The sequence below is a fragment of the Pseudomonas sp. LD120 genome, from assembly GCF_009861525.1.
Lineage (GTDB): Bacteria > Pseudomonadota > Gammaproteobacteria > Pseudomonadales > Pseudomonadaceae > Aquipseudomonas.
Map to the genome: position 1 here is coordinate 258,652 of NZ_WVHL01000005.1, position 15,854 is coordinate 274,505.

The following is a 15,854-nucleotide window of genomic DNA, read 5'->3' on the forward strand; positions in this document are numbered from 1 at the left end:
TCTCATGCGCCGTCTTCTATTGACCTTTATTCTGCTGGGCTGCGGCCTGGCCCAGGCTGGCGAACTGCCGGAAACCGACTGGCTGGAACTGATGCCCAAGTCGGACCAGAAGGCCCTGGAGCAGATGCCGGAAATCGACCACAACTCCCCCGAAGCCAGCGGCACCTTCACCGACAAGGGTGGCCTGAAGCAGAGCAAGGGCTTGCCGGCGGTGATGTATTCCACCAAGACCGTGCCGGCGATGAACGACAAGACCATTCGCATCGGTGGTTATCCCGTGCCCCTGGAAGCGGATGCCAAGGGGCGCAGCACGCTGTTCTTCCTGGTGCCGTACCCCGGGGCCTGCATCCACGTGCCGCCACCGCCGCCCAACCAGCTGGTGCTGGTGCGCTTTCCCAAGGGGGTGAAGCTGGACGACATCTACACACCGCTGTGGGTGACCGGCACCTTGAAGGTCGAGAAGGTCAGCAATGACCTGGCCGACGCGGCCTACGCCCTGGATGCGGCGAAGGTGCGGGTGGTGCAGGAATCGGATCTCTGAAGCCGCAGCGCTGAATGTACCTTCCAAACGGCTCTGTTGAACTGGACCGCTGAAGGCATTTCTGAACGGTAGGAGCTAGTTGGGGTCAGAGCGGGGCGCCGCTGATGCTCACGCTCAGGGTATGGCGGGCGCCGGGGGCCAGGGTGACGATGTCGTCCATTACGTTGGCGGTTTCGATGCACAGCATGCGCTGCCAGCCGTCGTCGGCCATGTCGCCAAATTGCGCGGCGCGGTCGATCCAGGGGTTCCAGATCACCGCAGTCCGCGAGCCTTCGCTGCGCAGCTGAATTCGTCGTTGCCACTCGGGGTCGACGATCTCCAGTTGCGCCGGAACGTTCAGGTAGATGCGGTCGGTCTCGCCGCTAAAGTGCAGGGCACCGTTCTGTACCTGGGTGGTCCAGTCTTCCAGGGTTTCGATGTAGTTCAGTCCGTCCAGGCCTTCGACCTGCACCTGGCGCACATCGCTGACCGCGAAATAGCTGTGCAGGGCCTGGCTGATGCTCACGCTTTCAGTGCCCAGGTTGTGGCTGGTGAGGCTGATGTGCAGTTGCTCGTCGAGGCGGATGCTCAGGCTTGGTTCCACCTGATGGGGCCAGTCGGTAAAGCCGCCAGTGGGGCAGGGCAGGCGCAGGCGTATGAGCAAGCTGTCGCCGTCGCTTTCGATGCCTTGCAGTTCCCACTCGCTGGCCCGCACCAGGCCATGGGCAGGCGCTGGCTCACTGCTTTGGCGCATGGCCTGCACGCTTAGCGGGTTGCGTGCAAGGTTGCCGAACCAGGGCCAGCACACCGGCACCCCGGCGCGGATGCTCTTGCCGCTTTTGAACGCGGCCTCATCGTTGAGCCAGATCAGCGGCGGCTGCCCGGCCACCTGATAACTGAGGATGTGCGCGCCTTGTTGGGCCACCAGCAGTTCGGCTTCACCGTGGCGAATACGCCAGCAGTTCAGTTCATCCAGTTTCACTGTTTCGACGTGGGGCGTAGGCATGCTGCGGTTCTCGTTCGCAAGGCTTGGGCGGTCATGGCATGCATGACCGCCTCCAGGTTTAACGCGCTCGGGGCGGAACCGAGCGGGTGCGGCCGCTGCCGTCGATGGCGACGAACACGAACACCGCTTCGGTGACCTTGCGCCATTCGCTGGACAGCGGATCGTCGCTCCACACCTCGACCATCATCTGGATCGAGCTGCGGCCGATCTCCAGGGTCTGGGTGTAGAAGGACAGCTGCGCGCCCACGGCCACCGGCACCAGGAACGCCATGCGGTCGATGGCCACCGTGGCCACCCGGCCACCGGCGACGCGGCTGGCCATGGCGGTGCCCGCCAGGTCCATCTGCGCCACCAGCCAGCCGCCGAAAATATCGCCAAAACCGTTGGTTTCACGGGGCAAGGCGGTGATTTGCAGGGCCAGGTCGCCTTGCGGGATTGGATCTTCTTGTTCGAGCTCTATCATGCGAGGGGCCTCTGACCCGTGACGCTTCGTGGGTACTTCAGGTGAATAGCCGTCTTCAGGAAAAACGATTCAGCCCGAACACACTGCGTTCGTCACGTTCTTTCTAAGGCGTGCTATAGGGAAACTCTGCGAAATCGGCTGCTCATGCACGGTGAGAACGACTGCACGCTGGGCACCTCCGGCGCTACGCAGGCAATACTGCGTTAGAAACAGGCACGGATTGCTCATTTACAACACGTAGACTCCGCATTCGTACCGGTTTTTGCCTTATCTTGCTTTCGCTCGCTACGTTCTCACTGCGCATGAGGACAACGGGTTTTCGCACAGCAACCCTTGCCAGGAGCGGCTTTGCGCTCCGAGGTTTGCGAGTATATCGGTCGATAGACTCCACGACGACCCACTCAGTTCGCAAATTTGTGAGTCATTTGTGCGTCGCTGTGTACGCAATCGAACAATTTGCTATCGTGCCGAACCTGCCAGGCCCCAACCAGCGCTGTTGCGGCTTCCAGAACCGACTAATAAGAGAAGCCCTTGCCATGACCACTGTGCCCGCGAGCGCCGCGCAATCTGCGCAACCTGCCCGTCCGCTGACCCGTAGTGACTACAAGACCTTGTCCCTGTCCGCCCTGGGCGGTGCGCTGGAGTTCTACGACTTCATCATCTTTGTATTTTTCGCCACGGTGGTCGGTAAATTGTTCTTCCCGGCGGACATGCCCGAGTGGCTGCGCCTGATGCAGACCTTCGGCATCTTCGCTGCCGGTTACCTGGCCCGACCCCTGGGCGGGATTGTGATGGCGCACTTTGGCGACCTGCTGGGGCGCAAGAAGATGTTCACCTTGAGCATCTTCATGATGGCGGTGCCGACCTTGATCATGGGCTTGCTGCCCACCTATGAGCAGATCGGCCTGTGGGCGCCGATTCTGCTGTTGCTGATGCGGGTGATCCAGGGCGCGGCCATCGGTGGTGAAGTGCCCGGCGCCTGGGTCTTCGTTTCCGAACATGTGCCCCAGCGGCATATCGGCTACGCGTGCGGCACCCTGACTTCGGGGCTGACCGCCGGGATCCTCCTGGGCTCGCTGGTGGCCACCGCCATCAACAGCATCTACACCCCGGTGGAAGTGGCGGACTACGCCTGGCGTATCCCGTTCCTGCTGGGTGGGGTGTTCGGCCTGTTCTCGGTGTACCTGCGCCGCCTGCTGCACGAGACCCCGGTGTTCGCCGAGTTGCAGCTGCGCAAGGCCCTGGCCGAAGAGTTGCCGCTGCGTACCGTGCTGCGCGATCACCGAGGTGCGATCATCATTTCCATGCTGCTGACCTGGCTGCTGTCCGCCGGGATCATCGTGGTGATCCTGATGACCCCCACCGTGTTGCAGACTGTCTACAAATTCCCGGCCATCACCGCTCTTGAAGCCAACAGCCTGGCGATCGTGTTCCTGAGCCTGGGTTGCGTGATCTCTGGGGTCCTGGCGGACCGCTTCGGCGCCGGCAAGGTCTTTGTCATCGGCAGCGTCTTGCTGCTGGCCACGTCCTGGACCTTCTATCACGGCCTGCTGGATAACCCACAATGGTTGTTCCCGATGTATGCCCTGACCGGCCTGTTCGTCGGCACCATTGGCGCGGTGCCTTATGTGATGGTCAAGGCGTTCCCGGCGGCGGTGCGTTTCAGCGGTCTGTCGTTTTCCTACAACCTGGCGTACGCGATCTTCGGTGGCCTGACGCCGATGGTGGTGACCTGGCTGCTCAAAGAGAGCCCGATGGGGCCGGCTTATTATGTCGCGATTATTTGCGGCATCGGCCTGCTGGTGGGCCTGTACCTGTGGGCCAAGGGCCGCTGACCTGCGCCATCCTGTAGCCGCAGCCGCAGCCGCAGCCGCAGCCGCAGCCGCACCTGCTGAGCGCTGAAGGGCATCGCGACCCTGCGGGTCGATCGCAGCCTTCGGCAGCGGCTACAAGAAGCTTTCATTCCCCCATGAAAGAAAGGCCAGCTCCGTTCAGGAGTGCTGGCCTTTCATCTAATTGTCATATTCCGGACATAGAGTGTTCACACGGCCTACAGATACTTGGCCCCGACTTAACACACCCTATCTGCTAGGAGTAAGGCATGAAACTGAAGCGTTTGATGGCGGCAATGACTTTTGTCGCTGCTGGCGTTGCGACTGCCCACGCGGTTGCCGCTGTTGACCCTGCTATCCCGAGCTACACCAAGACCACTGGTGTGTCGGGCAATCTGTCCAGCGTCGGTTCCGATACTTTGGCGAACCTGATGACTTTGTGGGCCGAGAACTACAAAAAGGAATACCCGAACGTCAACATCCAGATTCAGGCCGCTGGTTCCGCCACCGCGCCACCGGCGTTGACTGAAGGCACCTCCAACCTGGGCCCTATGAGCCGCAAGATGAAGGACACTGAGCTGGCGGCCTTCGAACAGAAGTACGGCTACAAGCCAACCGCGATCCCGGTGGCCGTGGACGCCCTGGCGGTGTTCGTGCACAAGGACAACCCGATCCAGCACCTGACCATGGAACAGGTCGATGCGATCTTCTCCTCCACCCGTCTGTGTGGCGCCAAAGCCGAGGTGAAAACCTGGGGCGATCTGGGCGTGAAGGGCGACCTGGCCAACAAGCCAGTGCAGCTGTTCGGTCGTAACTCGGTGTCCGGCACCTACGGCTACTTCAAGGAAGAAGCCCTGTGCAAAGGTGACTACAAGCCTAACGTCAACGAACAACCCGGTTCGGCGTCGGTGGTGCAGTCCATCAGTTCTTCGCTGAACGGCATCGGTTACTCGGGCATCGGTTACAAAACCGCAAGCGTGAAGACCGTGGCCCTGGCCAAGAAAGGTGGCGGCGAGTTCATCGAAGACAGTGAAGAGAACGCCCTGAACGGCAAGTATCCGCTGTCGCGCTTCCTCTACGTTTATGTCAACAAAGCCCCGAACAAGCCTCTGGCCCCGCTGGAAGCCGAGTTCGTGAAACTGGTCCTGTCCAAGCAGGGTCAGGAAGTGGTGGTCAAGGACGGCTACATCCCGCTGCCAGCCAAGGTGGCCGCCAAGGCCCTGGCTGACCTGGGCCTGAAAGAAGGCGCATAAGCCGCCTTAGAAGGTCCGGGCTCCCCGGACCTTCTCGTTTTCGTAGGAGCTGGCCGGCCGGCGTTCCGCTGGCCAGCGCAAGCGCCCGCAAGGGCGACTCAGGCTCAAGGCCGGTTCGTCGGCCAGCCGGCTCCTGCAACCTCATTTTCTGTCCGCTGCCGACGCTGTCACGCGGCGGATTTGCTGCGTCACTGCATTGTCATCTTTCTGTCATACAGGATCGCTAGGGTGTGCGCATGAATGATCTGGCCAACTCCCCCATGACTACGACATCTCCCCCCAAGCGCATTGACTTCAATACGCCTGAGCTGCAACGCAAGCGCCGCATCCGAGCGCTGAAAGATCACCTGACCCGCTGGTACGTCCTGGTGGGTGGGCTGGCGGTGCTGGGTGCTATCACCCTGATCTTTTTCTTTCTCGCCTACGTCGTTGCGCCGCTGTTCCAGGGCGCCGACCTGACCGCCAAGGACCCTCTGACGCCCGCTTGGATGCAGGACGCCGGCAAGCCGCTGATGTTCTCCCTCGAAGAGCAGAATCAGGTGGCCATGCGGGTATCCGACCAGGGGCAGGCGTTGTTCTTCGATATTCACAGCGGCGCCGAACTGCGCAAGGTCGACCTGCCGATCCCGGCGGGCGCCAGCGTTGTTTCCATCGGCAAGGACCAGCCTGGCAACCCGCTGGTGGTGGTGGGGCTGTCCAACGGCCAGGCCCTGGTGTTCCGTCATACCTATAAAGTCAGCTACCCGGATGGTAAGAAGACCATCTCGCCGGCCATCGAGTACCCCTACGGCGAAGCCCCGATCACCCTGAATGAGCAGGGCGGTGCGTTGGAGCACGTCAACCTCAACGCCACGGATTCATCGCTGATCATCGCCGCTTCCACCGGTGCGCAACTGCAGGTGCTGAAGCTGACCCGCGAAGAAAACATGATGACCGGTGAAGTCACCAGCGAGCAGAGCCGCGTCGAGCTGCCGCAGATGACTGAACCGGTCAAGGCGATGTACATCGATCCACGCCAGCAATGGCTGTACGTGATCAATGGCCGGGCCCAGGCCGACGTGTTCAGCCTGCGCGACAAGAGCCTCAACGGTCGCTACAAACTGCTGGAAGACGCCGACAGCGAAGTCACCGCCAGCACTCAGTTGGTGGGGGGGATCTCGCTGATCATCGGTACCTCCAAGGGTGGCCTGGCCCAGTGGTTCATGGCCCGTGACCCGGACGGCGAGCAGCGCCTGAAGCAGATCCGTACCTTCCAGATGGGCACCGCGCCGATCATCGAGATCACTGCCGAAGAGCGTCGCAAGGGCTTTGTCGCCCTGGATGCAGCCGGCAAACTCGGGGTGTTCCACAGCACCGCTCACCGCACCTTGCTGGTGGACCAGGTGGTGGATGGCCCGGGTGTGTTCGGTCTGTCGCCACGGGCCAACCGGGTGATCGTCGAAGCCAACGGCAAGCTGCAACCGTTGCTGCTGGACAACCCGCACCCGGAAGTGTCCTGGAGCGCGCTGTGGAGCAAGGTCTGGTACGAAAACTACGACGCGCCTAAATACGTCTGGCAATCCACCGCGGCCAACACCGACTTCGAACCCAAGCTGAGCCTGGCACCGCTGACCTTTGGCACCCTGAAGGCGGCGTTCTACGCCATGCTGCTGGCGGCGCCATTGGCCGTGGCCGCGGCGATCTACACCGCCTACTTCATGGCTCCGGGCATGCGCCGCAAGGTCAAGCCGGTGATCGAGCTGATGGAGGCGATGCCGACGGTGATCCTCGGTTTCTTCGCCGGTCTGTTCCTGGCGCCCTATGTCGAAGGCCATCTACCGGGCATCTTCAGCCTGTTGATGCTGCTGCCGATCGGTATTCTGGTGGCCGGTTTCACCTTCAGCCGCCTGCCTGAGTCGATCCGCCTGAAAGTGCCGGATGGCTGGGAAAGTGCGCTGCTGATCCCGGTGATCATCTTCGTCGGCTTCCTCTCGCTGTACATGAGCCCGTTCATGGAGAACTGGTTCTTCGGCGGTGACATGCGCATGTGGATCTCCCACGACCTGGGGATCACCTACGACCAGCGCAACGCTCTGGTGGTTGGCCTGGCCATGGGGTTCGCGGTGATCCCGAACATCTACTCGATCGCCGAAGACGCCGTGTTCAGCGTGCCCCGTGGCCTGACCCTGGGCTCGCTGGCCTTGGGCGCCACGCCGTGGCAGACCATGACGCGGGTGGTGATCCTCACCGCCAGCCCGGGGATTTTCTCGGCACTGATGATCGGCATGGGCCGCGCCGTGGGCGAGACCATGATCGTGCTGATGGCCACCGGTAACACCCCGGTCATGGAGCTGAACCTGTTCGAAGGCCTGCGCACCCTGGCGGCCAACGTCGCGGTGGAAATGCCCGAATCGGAAGTCGGCGGCAGCCACTACCGCGTGTTGTTCCTCTCGGCATTGGTGCTGCTGTTGTTCACCTTCGTCATGAACACCCTCGCCGAGCTGATCCGTCAGCGTCTGCGCAAGAAATACTCGTCGCTTTAAGAAAGGTAGAAGTCTGTGAAACAGAACTCCCTAAAAGACTGGTTCAAGAGCGGCGCCCCCGGCGTCTGGATCAGCGGTGGCGCGGTGTCCATCGCGGTCATCATGACCATCGGCCTGCTGGCGGTGATCGCCGTGCGTGGCCTCGGTCACTTCTGGCCGGCGGACCTGGTGCACGCCAATTACGATGTCCCGGGTCAGGCCAACCACCTGGTTGTCGGTGAAGTGGTGCAAAAGGAAGAGGTGCCCCGTGCACGGTTGAAGAGTGCCGGCCTGCCGGTGCCTGACCAGGGGCCGGAGTTCATGACTCGGGAGCTGATCAAGGTCGGCAACCGTGACCTGAACGGCAACGACTTCACCTGGATCGTCGGCGAGTGGCTGACCAACCAGAGCTACCCCAAGGAGCTGATGGCCATCGAGCGCCGTGAGTGGGGCAACTTCTACGGTTATCTGGTCAACGTCAAAGAAAACGGCAAGGTAATCGCCGAAGGCGAAGCCGCCTGGCCTGAGCTGCAAGCGCGGATCGAGCGAGTGAACAAGCTGGCTGCCCAGCTCAAGTCCCTGGAAAAGTCCGACATCGGTGCAATCAACGCCGGCCTTGAGCGCATCCGCCTGCACGGTCGCAAGCTGGAGCTGGAGGGCAAGTTGAGCCCCGCCGCCCAAGCCGACATGGACGCCGAGCGCGCCGAGCTCAATGCCCGCTACCAGGACATCGAAGCCCGTCTGAGCGATTTGCACGCGCAGTTCAATCGCGACAGCCTGACCGCTCGCGATGCCAACGGTAAAGAGCTCGAAATCGGCCTGGGCAAGGTGGTCCACGCCTATCAGCCGAACGCCATGGGCACTTTTGCCAAGATCGGCTTCTACTTCAACAAGGTCTGGGAGTTCCTCAGCGACGACCCCCGTGAAGCCAACACTGAAGGCGGGATCTTCCCGGCGATCTTCGGCACCGTGATGATGACCCTGATCATGGCCATGATCGTCACCCCGTTCGGCGTGCTAGCGGCGGTCTACCTGCGTGAATACGCCAAGCAGAATGCCCTGACCCGGGTGATCCGCATCGCCGTGAACAACCTGGCGGGGGTTCCGGCCATCGTCTACGGCGTGTTCGGCCTGGGCTTCTTCGTCTATGTACTGGGCGGCTCCCTGGACCGACTGTTCTTCCCCGAAGCCCTGCCGGCACCGACCTTCGGTACCCCGGGCCTGCTCTGGGCCTCGCTGACCCTGGCGCTGCTGGCGGTGCCAGTGGTGATCGTGGCCACCGAAGAAGGCCTGGCGCGGATCCCCCGGACCGTGCGCGAAGGCTCCCTGGCCCTCGGCGCGACCAAGGCCGAAACCCTGTGGAAGATCGTTCTGCCCATGGCCAGCCCGGCGATGATGACTGGCATGATCCTCGCCGTGGCCCGTGCCGCCGGTGAAGTGGCGCCGCTGATGCTGGTGGGTGTGGTGAAACTGGCGCCGTCGCTGCCGGTGGACGGCAACTACCCGTACCTGCACCTGGATCAGAAGATCATGCACCTGGGCTTCCACATCTATGACGTCGGCTTCCAGAGTCCCAACGTCGAGGCGGCGCGGCCGCTGGTGTACGCCACTGCGCTGCTGCTGGTGCTGGTGATTGCCACGCTCAACCTGTCGGCGGTGTGGATTCGCAACCACCTGCGCGAGAAGTACAAGGCGCTGGATAGCTAAGAAGAACAGTGGCAGGCGGCAAGCCTCTAGCGGCAAGCCGCCTGCGTGTAACTTGAAGCTCGTAGCGTGCAACTTGCCGCTACGAGCGTAGCGAGCCCAAAGCTGCAAGCCGCGACAAGCCGCTTGCGCACAACTTGAAGCTTGTAGCTTGCAACTTGCGGCTACGAACGGAGTGAGACCATGCAGCACGAAACCCATTCCCATGGCATCAACATGTCCGCCCTGGGCCGCGACAAGCAGAGCCTGAGCCTGGAACAGGAAACCGTGGCCATCGAAGTGCCCGGCCTGAGCCTGTTCTACGGCGAGAAGCAGGCACTGTTCGACGTCAGCATGAACATTCCCAAGCAGCGCGTGACGGCCTTCATCGGCCCGTCCGGTTGCGGCAAGTCGACCCTGCTGCGGACCTTCAACCGCATGAACGACCTGGTGGACGGCTGCCGTGTGGAAGGCGCCATCAACCTTTATGGCAACAACATCTACCGCAAGGGCGAGGACGTGGCCGAGCTGCGTCGCCGGGTCGGCATGGTGTTCCAGAAGCCCAACCCGTTCCCCAAGACCATCTACGAAAACGTGGTCTACGGCTTGCGCATCCAGGGCATCAACAAAAAGCGCATTCTCGACGAAGCCGTGGAGTGGGCGCTCAAGGGCGCGGCGCTGTGGGACGAGGTCAAAGACCGTCTGCACGACTCGGCCCTGGGCCTGTCCGGCGGTCAGCAGCAACGCCTGGTGATTGCCCGGACCATCGCCGTTGAGCCGGAAGTGCTGCTGCTGGACGAACCCTGCTCGGCCCTGGACCCGATCTCGACGCTGAAAGTCGAAGAGCTGATCTACGAGCTCAAGTCCAAGTTCACCATCGTCATCGTGACCCACAACATGCAGCAGGCGGCGCGGGTCTCTGATTACACCGCGTTCATGTACATGGGCAAGCTGGTGGAATTTGGCGATACCGATACCCTGTTCACCAATCCGGCGAAAAAGCAGACCGAAGACTACATCACCGGGCGTTACGGCTAGAGAGGCAACTGCAGCCGCAGGCTTCAAGCGGCAAGACAGCGGCGGTATCCGGATCAATATTTAACTGCTTGAAGCTTGCGGCTTGAAGCTTGCAACTTTCGCGGAGCGAACACGATGATTTCGAAGGAAGGCCTTACTCACCACATCTCCCAGCAGTTCAATGCCGAGCTCGAAGAGGTGCGCAGCCACCTGCTGGCCATGGGCGGGTTGGTGGAGAAGCAAGTCAATGACGCGGTTACCGCGCTGATCGAGGCCGACTCCGGCCTGGCCCAGCAGGTGCGTGAGATCGACGACCAGATCAACCAGATGGAACGCAACATCGACGAGGAGTGCCTGCGCATTCTGGCCCGTCGCCAGCCGGCGGCGTCGGACCTGCGGTTGATCATCAGCATCTCCAAGTCGGTGATCGACCTGGAGCGCATTGGTGACGAATCCACCAAGATCGCTCGTCGGGCGATCCAGTTGTGCGAAGAGGGCGAGGCACCGCGTGGCTACGTGGAAGTGCGTCACATTGGCGACCAGGTACGCAACATGGTTCGCGATGCGCTGGACGCTTTTGCCCGCTTCGATGCCGACCTGGCACTTTCCGTGGCCCAGTACGACAAGACCATCGACCGCGAGTACAAGACCGCGCTGCGTGAGCTGGCCACCTACATGATGGAAGACCCGCGCTCTATCTCGCGGGTTCTGAGCATTATCTGGGTGCTGCGCTCGCTGGAACGGATCGGCGATCACGCGCGCAACATTTCCGAACTGGTGATTTATCTGGTGCGTGGCACCGATGTGCGCCATCTCGGACTCAAGCGCATGAAGGAAGAAGTTGAAGGTACCAGTAGCGAATCCGCTAATGTTCCGGGTCAGGCTGACGATAAATAAGAGTGCCCGAGAAGAGCGCCCGGCCGCTTGGCCGGGCGTTTTTGTTTGTGGCCCTCTAATTCGAAAAGCAGCACCCGCGAACGAAAAGTCCCGGCGTGACTGAAGAGTTTTGGCAAAGTGCCATCAGCCAGCGTTATGCTTGCCGGGATTTTTAAAGGGGTGGTCGATGAGTAAGGTAAGTGTGTTGGTGGTGGATGACGCTTCGTTCATTCGTGACTTGGTGAAGAAGTGCCTGCGCAACTACTTCCCTGGTATCAAGATCGAAGACGCGGTCAACGGCAAGAAGGCTCAGGCGATGCTCGCCCGCGAAACCTTCGACCTGGTCCTGTGTGATTGGGAAATGCCAGAAATGTCCGGGCTTGAATTGCTCACCTGGTGCCGTGGCCAAGAGGCGATGAAAACCATGCCGTTCGTCATGGTCACCAGCCGCGGCGACAAGGAAAACGTGGTGCAGGCGATCCAGGCCGGGGTTTCCGGTTATGTCAGCAAGCCCTTCACCAACGAACAGCTGCTGACCAAGGTCAAGCAGGCCCTGAACAAGGTCGGCAAGCTCGACACCTTGATGAACAGTGCGCCGACCAAGATGAACTCAGCGTTCGGCAACGACTCCCTGAGCGCCCTGACCGGCGGCAAGCCGGCGGTGGTGGGGGCTTCGGCGCCGGTCAACCCGTTTGCCAGGCCCACGGCTCCAGCGTCCGCGCCGAGTGCCGCAGCGCCGGCTCGTGGCTTGATCAACAGCCCACCGGTCAAGGCGCCGGCACCTGCTGCCGCCTCCAGCGCTGGTCGTGGCCAGGGGCAACTGCGCTTGTCCAGCGGCAACCAGCCGTGCGTGATCAAAGCCCTGAGCATCAAGGAAGCGCTGTTGGTGGTTAAGCGCACCGACAGCTTGCCTCAGGTGCTGGAAAGCGCAGTGCTGGATCTGGAGCAGGGCGATAACGCCGAAGTGGCACGGCTCAACGGCTACCTGCATGCGGTGGTGGCGGTGGAGCCCAAGCCTGATAGTGACTGGCTGCAACTGACCTTCCGCTTTGTCGACCAGGACGCTCAGAAGCTCGACTACATCTCCCGCCTGATCGCCCGCGGCACCGCTCAGAAGCACTTCGTTCCCGGCGCCTGATCTTCATCCGCCGCGTAGCTGCTGGCTGGCCAGCGAAGGCGCCCGATAGGGCGCCGCAAGGTGTACGTTGCTGTTTGCCGGCAAGCCAGTGCCGACGCTGATGCGGGCCGCCGCGGACATCTGCTGAAAACACTTTCCACACCGGTTGTTTGCCTGCCGCCCAGGTAGGCTGTTGCGCTATCCATCGAATCCGCCAACGGCACGCCACATCGGCCGTAACCCGCAGGGCACAGGGCCTAGGCCGCTCCTCCCGAGACGTTGCTCCGTACGTCTGATTAATGGTCTTGCGCTTGATTTATATCTGTTTGGATATAAGTTGCATGGAGCGCTCTACCTGATTCACCCCTTGCGGCCATGCCTTGAAACAACCCGGTGCGGCCAGCCTCGGCCGTCTTGATTAGCCTTGCTCCTGGTCAGTCACAGGAGAAGTTCGATGCCCAGGCACAAGGATGTGGTGTTTGTCGGGAGCGCGCTGCGGGATCTCAGGGTGTTTCCTGAAGATGCTCGTCGGGCCGCCGGTTTCCAGTTGGATCTGCTGCAGCAGGGTGAACAGCCCTACGACTGCAGGTCGGTGAACACCATCGGTCCGGGCGTTTTCGAGATCAGGGTCCATGAGGATTCAGGGGCGTTTCGGGTGTTCTATGTGGTCAGGCGGCCCGCAGCCATTTATGTGCTGTACGCGGTGCGCAAGACCACCCGCAAGACCGAAGCGCGGGATATCGAACTGGCTCGCGCCAGATTTCAGGACACGGGGTTACGCCATGACTGATTCACCGCTTACTCAACGCTTTGCCAGTGTCTGGGACGCCCTTGAGGCCACTCCCCAGGACGCCGCCAACATGCGCCTGCGGGCCAAGCTGATGCTGGAGCTGGGCAAGACCGTACACGCCTGGGGGGTATCGCAGAAGGAGGCCGCCAGGCGCCTCAATATCTCCCAGCCGCGGCTCAACGACGTGCTCAGCGGCAAGATCAACAAGTTTTCCCTCGATGCCTTGGTCAACCTGTCCGAGGCTGCTCATCTGGGGGTGGATCTCCACTTCGATGCCCGTGGTATCGACCCCTTGGCCCCAGTCTGATTCACACAAGTTGCATGTCTGGCTGCTAGCGTGATGTCTCACCCTGCCAAGAAGCTGCCCCATGTTTGTGCGCCTGCTGCTGTTGTTGTGTGGATGGTCTTTTTTCGCAACGTCGCTGGCGGCGATGACTGTTTACAAGTCCATCGACGCCAATGGCGTGGTGTCCTACAGCGACCGGCCGGCGCCGGGGGCCCAGGCGTTCGTGTTTCGCGAGCGCATGGTCGAGCACCTGGAGCGTCAGGTGCGCCTGGATATCCACCAGCACCAGGGGGTGGAGGCGGTGTATGTGCGCAACGATCTCTATGCTCCGGTGGAGATCGAGTTGGCTTTTACCGGCGTGCACAACGTCAGCGGGGCGCCCGCTCGGCCGATCCGTCAGGTGCTGCCGGCCCGCAGCAGGCAGCGCTTGGCGCTGCTCAGGGCCATTCGGGTCGACCAACCCTTGAGCTATGTCCCCAGGTTCCGTTACTCCCTGGGGGACCCGGCGGGGGCCGTTCACACCTATCGTTACCGGTGGCCGTGGCGCGGCGGGTCGTTTCGCCTGAGCCAGGGCGCCAATGGCCGATACAGCCATTTCGGTGCCAAGAATCGCTACGCCATGGACATCGCCATGCCGGTGGGCACGCCGATCATCGCGGCGCGTGGCGGAGTGGTGGTGAAGACCGAGAATGCCCAGGACGGGCGCGGTAGTAACCCGGCGGGCAACTTTGTCCGGGTGCTGCACAACGACGGCACCATGGGGGTGTACCTGCACCTCAAGCAAGGTTCGGTGAGTGTGCGCGAAGGTCAGCGGGTGGTGCCGGGCAGCCCGCTGGGGTTGTCGGGCAATACCGGCAACAGCAGCGGGCCGCACCTGCATTTTGTGGTGCAGCGCAACACCGGGCTGGGGTTGGTGTCGATTCCCTATCAGTTCGATCGGCCGCTGGGGCCATTGCCCAATTTCGCCCTCGGCAAACCCTAGCAACTCCCAGGGCCGAGGCTGCTTGCGGTAGCCTTGCGTTGCAAGGGGCGGCTACCGCAAGGTTGGTCGCTCGAGGTGGCGGTGCTGGGGCCGCGGTCAGTCGAGCATTAGCACCTTGGCCAGGATGATCTTCGGCCCTTTCATCTTCTTGATGATGATGCGCAGGCCTTCGACTTCCAGCACTTCTTCCTCTTCCGGCACCCGTTTCAGGGTTTCGTACACCAGGCCGGCGAGGGTTTCGGCTTCGATATGGTCCAGGTCGATGCCCAGCAGGCGTTCCACCTTGAACAGCGGGGTGTCACCACGCACCAGCAGTTTGCCCGGCTGGTAGGCGAGGATACCGCGCTCGGTCTTGCGGTGTTCGTCCTGGATATCGCCCACCAGCACTTCCAGCACGTCTTCCATGGTCAGGTAACCGATGACCTTGCCGTCGGCTTCTTCCACCAGGGCGAAGTGCGAGCCGCCCTTGCGGAACTGCTCCAGCAATTGCGACAGCGGCATGTGCCGAGACACACGCTCCAGCGGGCGGGTCAGCTCGGCCAGGTTGAACGATTCTGGAATGTGGTCCAGGGCCGCCAGTTCCAGCAGCAGGTCCTTGATGTGCAGCAGGCCGACAAACTCGTTGCGCTCGCTGTCGTAGACCGGGTAGCGGCTGAACTTGTGGCGGCGGAACAGGGCGAGGATTTCCTTGAGCGGCGCGTTGAATTCGACGCTCACCAGGTCTTCCCGGGAGTTGGCCCAGTCCACCACTTCCAGTTCGCCCATTTCAACGGCCGAGGCCAATACACGCATGCCCTGGTCGCTGGGGTCCTGGCCACGGCTGGAATGCAAGATCAGCTTGAGCTCTTCGCGGCTGTAGTGATGTTCGTGGTGCGGGCCGGGCTCGCCTTGGCCGGCAATGCGCAAGATGGTGTTGGCGCTGGCGTTGAGCAGGTAGATGGCCGGGTACATCAGCCAATAGAACAGGTACAGCGGCACCGCCGTCCACAGCGACAGCAGCTCGGGTTTGCGGATTGCCCAGGACTTGGGCGCCAGCTCGCCGACCACGATGTGCAGGTAGGAAATGATGAAGAACGCGGTGAAGAACGACACGCCACGGATCACCTCCGGGGAGCTCACGCCCAGGGCGCCCAGCAGCGGCTCCAGCAGGTGGGCGAAGGCCGGTTCACCGACCCAGCCCAGGCCCAGGGAGGCCAGGGTGATGCCCAATTGGCAGGCCGAGAGGTAGGCGTCCAGTTGACTGTGTACGGTGCGCAGGATCTGTCCACGCCAGCCGTTCTTGTGGGCGATGGACTCGACCCGGGTCGAGCGTAGTTTGACCATGGCGAACTCGGCAGCAACGAAAAAGCCGTTGAGCAGGACCAGGATCAAAGCAAAAAGAATCATGCCGAAATCGGCGAACAAAGACGCGAGGGTAAAACCAGGGGAAGGGTCCATGATGGAGTTTTGCGGGTTCCGTGTATTCGAAAAAGAGGGAAATGCTGCGCCCGCGTAGCAGGCACAGGCTACGCAATGTAGCGGCTGACAG

The 15,854-nt window shown here is 61.8% G+C and carries 14 protein-coding genes; 11 read left to right on the top strand and 3 right to left on the bottom strand.

What is annotated here, in order from left to right:
- The first annotated feature begins 4 nt into the window (after nucleotides 1-4).
- Nucleotides 5-541, top strand: a complete 537-nt coding sequence (locus PLD_RS15480) for a DUF3299 domain-containing protein (protein ID WP_159894159.1) — start codon at nucleotides 5-7, stop codon at nucleotides 539-541.
- Nucleotides 542-626: 85 nt separating this feature from the next.
- Here the strand turns inward: PLD_RS15480 and PLD_RS15485 are convergent, their stop codons facing one another.
- Both PLD_RS15485 and PLD_RS15490 read right to left on the bottom strand, forming a co-directional pair.
- Nucleotides 627-1,526, bottom strand: coding sequence for a D-hexose-6-phosphate mutarotase (locus PLD_RS15485; RefSeq protein WP_159894161.1), 900 nt, complete (start codon nucleotides 1,524-1,526; stop codon nucleotides 627-629).
- A 58-nt stretch (nucleotides 1,527-1,584) separates the two neighbouring features.
- A complete protein-coding gene (locus PLD_RS15490) occupies nucleotides 1,585-1,989 on the bottom strand; it encodes an acyl-CoA thioesterase (protein WP_003229628.1) in 405 nt (134 codons plus the stop codon).
- Between the two features lie 536 nt (nucleotides 1,990-2,525).
- Here PLD_RS15490 and PLD_RS15495 point away from each other — a divergent pair.
- From PLD_RS15495 to PLD_RS15540, 10 genes are all read left to right on the top strand, one after another.
- Entirely contained in the window at nucleotides 2,526-3,824 is a 1,299-nt protein-coding gene (locus PLD_RS15495) for an MFS transporter (RefSeq protein WP_159894163.1), read from the top strand.
- Between the two features lie 266 nt (nucleotides 3,825-4,090).
- Nucleotides 4,091-5,074, top strand: a complete 984-nt coding sequence (locus PLD_RS15500) for a phosphate ABC transporter substrate-binding protein PstS (protein WP_159894165.1) — start codon at nucleotides 4,091-4,093, stop codon at nucleotides 5,072-5,074.
- A gap of 236 nt (nucleotides 5,075-5,310) precedes the next feature.
- Entirely contained in the window at nucleotides 5,311-7,596 is a 2,286-nt protein-coding gene (locus tag PLD_RS15505; RefSeq protein WP_159894167.1) for an ABC transporter permease subunit, read from the top strand.
- 15 nt (nucleotides 7,597-7,611) lie between these two features.
- Nucleotides 7,612-9,282 carry a phosphate ABC transporter permease PstA gene (pstA, locus tag PLD_RS15510; RefSeq protein WP_159894169.1) on the top strand — a complete coding sequence of 557 codons (1,671 nt, stop codon included), beginning with the start codon at nucleotides 7,612-7,614 and terminating at the stop codon, nucleotides 9,280-9,282.
- 180 nt (nucleotides 9,283-9,462) lie between these two features.
- The gene (pstB, locus tag PLD_RS15515) at nucleotides 9,463-10,296 is read left to right on the top strand and encodes a phosphate ABC transporter ATP-binding protein PstB (protein ID WP_159894171.1); all 834 of its coding nucleotides are present in this window, start codon (nucleotides 9,463-9,465) and stop codon (nucleotides 10,294-10,296) included.
- Between the two features lie 114 nt (nucleotides 10,297-10,410).
- Nucleotides 10,411-11,172 (top strand): phosphate signaling complex protein PhoU, encoded by a 762-nt coding sequence (gene phoU, locus PLD_RS15520; RefSeq protein WP_159894173.1) that lies wholly within the window; start codon nucleotides 10,411-10,413, stop codon nucleotides 11,170-11,172.
- Nucleotides 11,173-11,338: 166 nt separating this feature from the next.
- Nucleotides 11,339-12,289, top strand: coding sequence for a response regulator (locus tag PLD_RS15525; RefSeq protein WP_159894175.1), 951 nt, complete (start codon nucleotides 11,339-11,341; stop codon nucleotides 12,287-12,289).
- 433 nt (nucleotides 12,290-12,722) lie between these two features.
- Nucleotides 12,723-13,058, top strand: a complete 336-nt coding sequence (locus PLD_RS15530) for a type II toxin-antitoxin system RelE/ParE family toxin (RefSeq protein WP_159894177.1) — start codon at nucleotides 12,723-12,725, stop codon at nucleotides 13,056-13,058.
- Entirely contained in the window at nucleotides 13,051-13,365 is a 315-nt protein-coding gene (locus tag PLD_RS15535; RefSeq protein WP_159894179.1) for a helix-turn-helix domain-containing protein, read from the top strand. Before PLD_RS15530 ends, PLD_RS15535 begins: the two co-directional genes overlap by 8 nt.
- 61 nt (nucleotides 13,366-13,426) lie before the next feature.
- Complete coding sequence (locus tag PLD_RS15540) at nucleotides 13,427-14,326, top strand: peptidoglycan DD-metalloendopeptidase family protein (protein ID WP_159894181.1); 900 nt, start codon at nucleotides 13,427-13,429, stop codon at nucleotides 14,324-14,326.
- Between the two features lie 96 nt (nucleotides 14,327-14,422).
- Here the strand turns inward: PLD_RS15540 and PLD_RS15545 are convergent, their stop codons facing one another.
- The gene (locus PLD_RS15545; RefSeq protein WP_159894183.1) at nucleotides 14,423-15,763 is read right to left on the bottom strand and encodes a hemolysin family protein; all 1,341 of its coding nucleotides are present in this window, start codon (nucleotides 15,761-15,763) and stop codon (nucleotides 14,423-14,425) included.
- Between the last annotated feature and the right edge of the window lie 91 nt (nucleotides 15,764-15,854).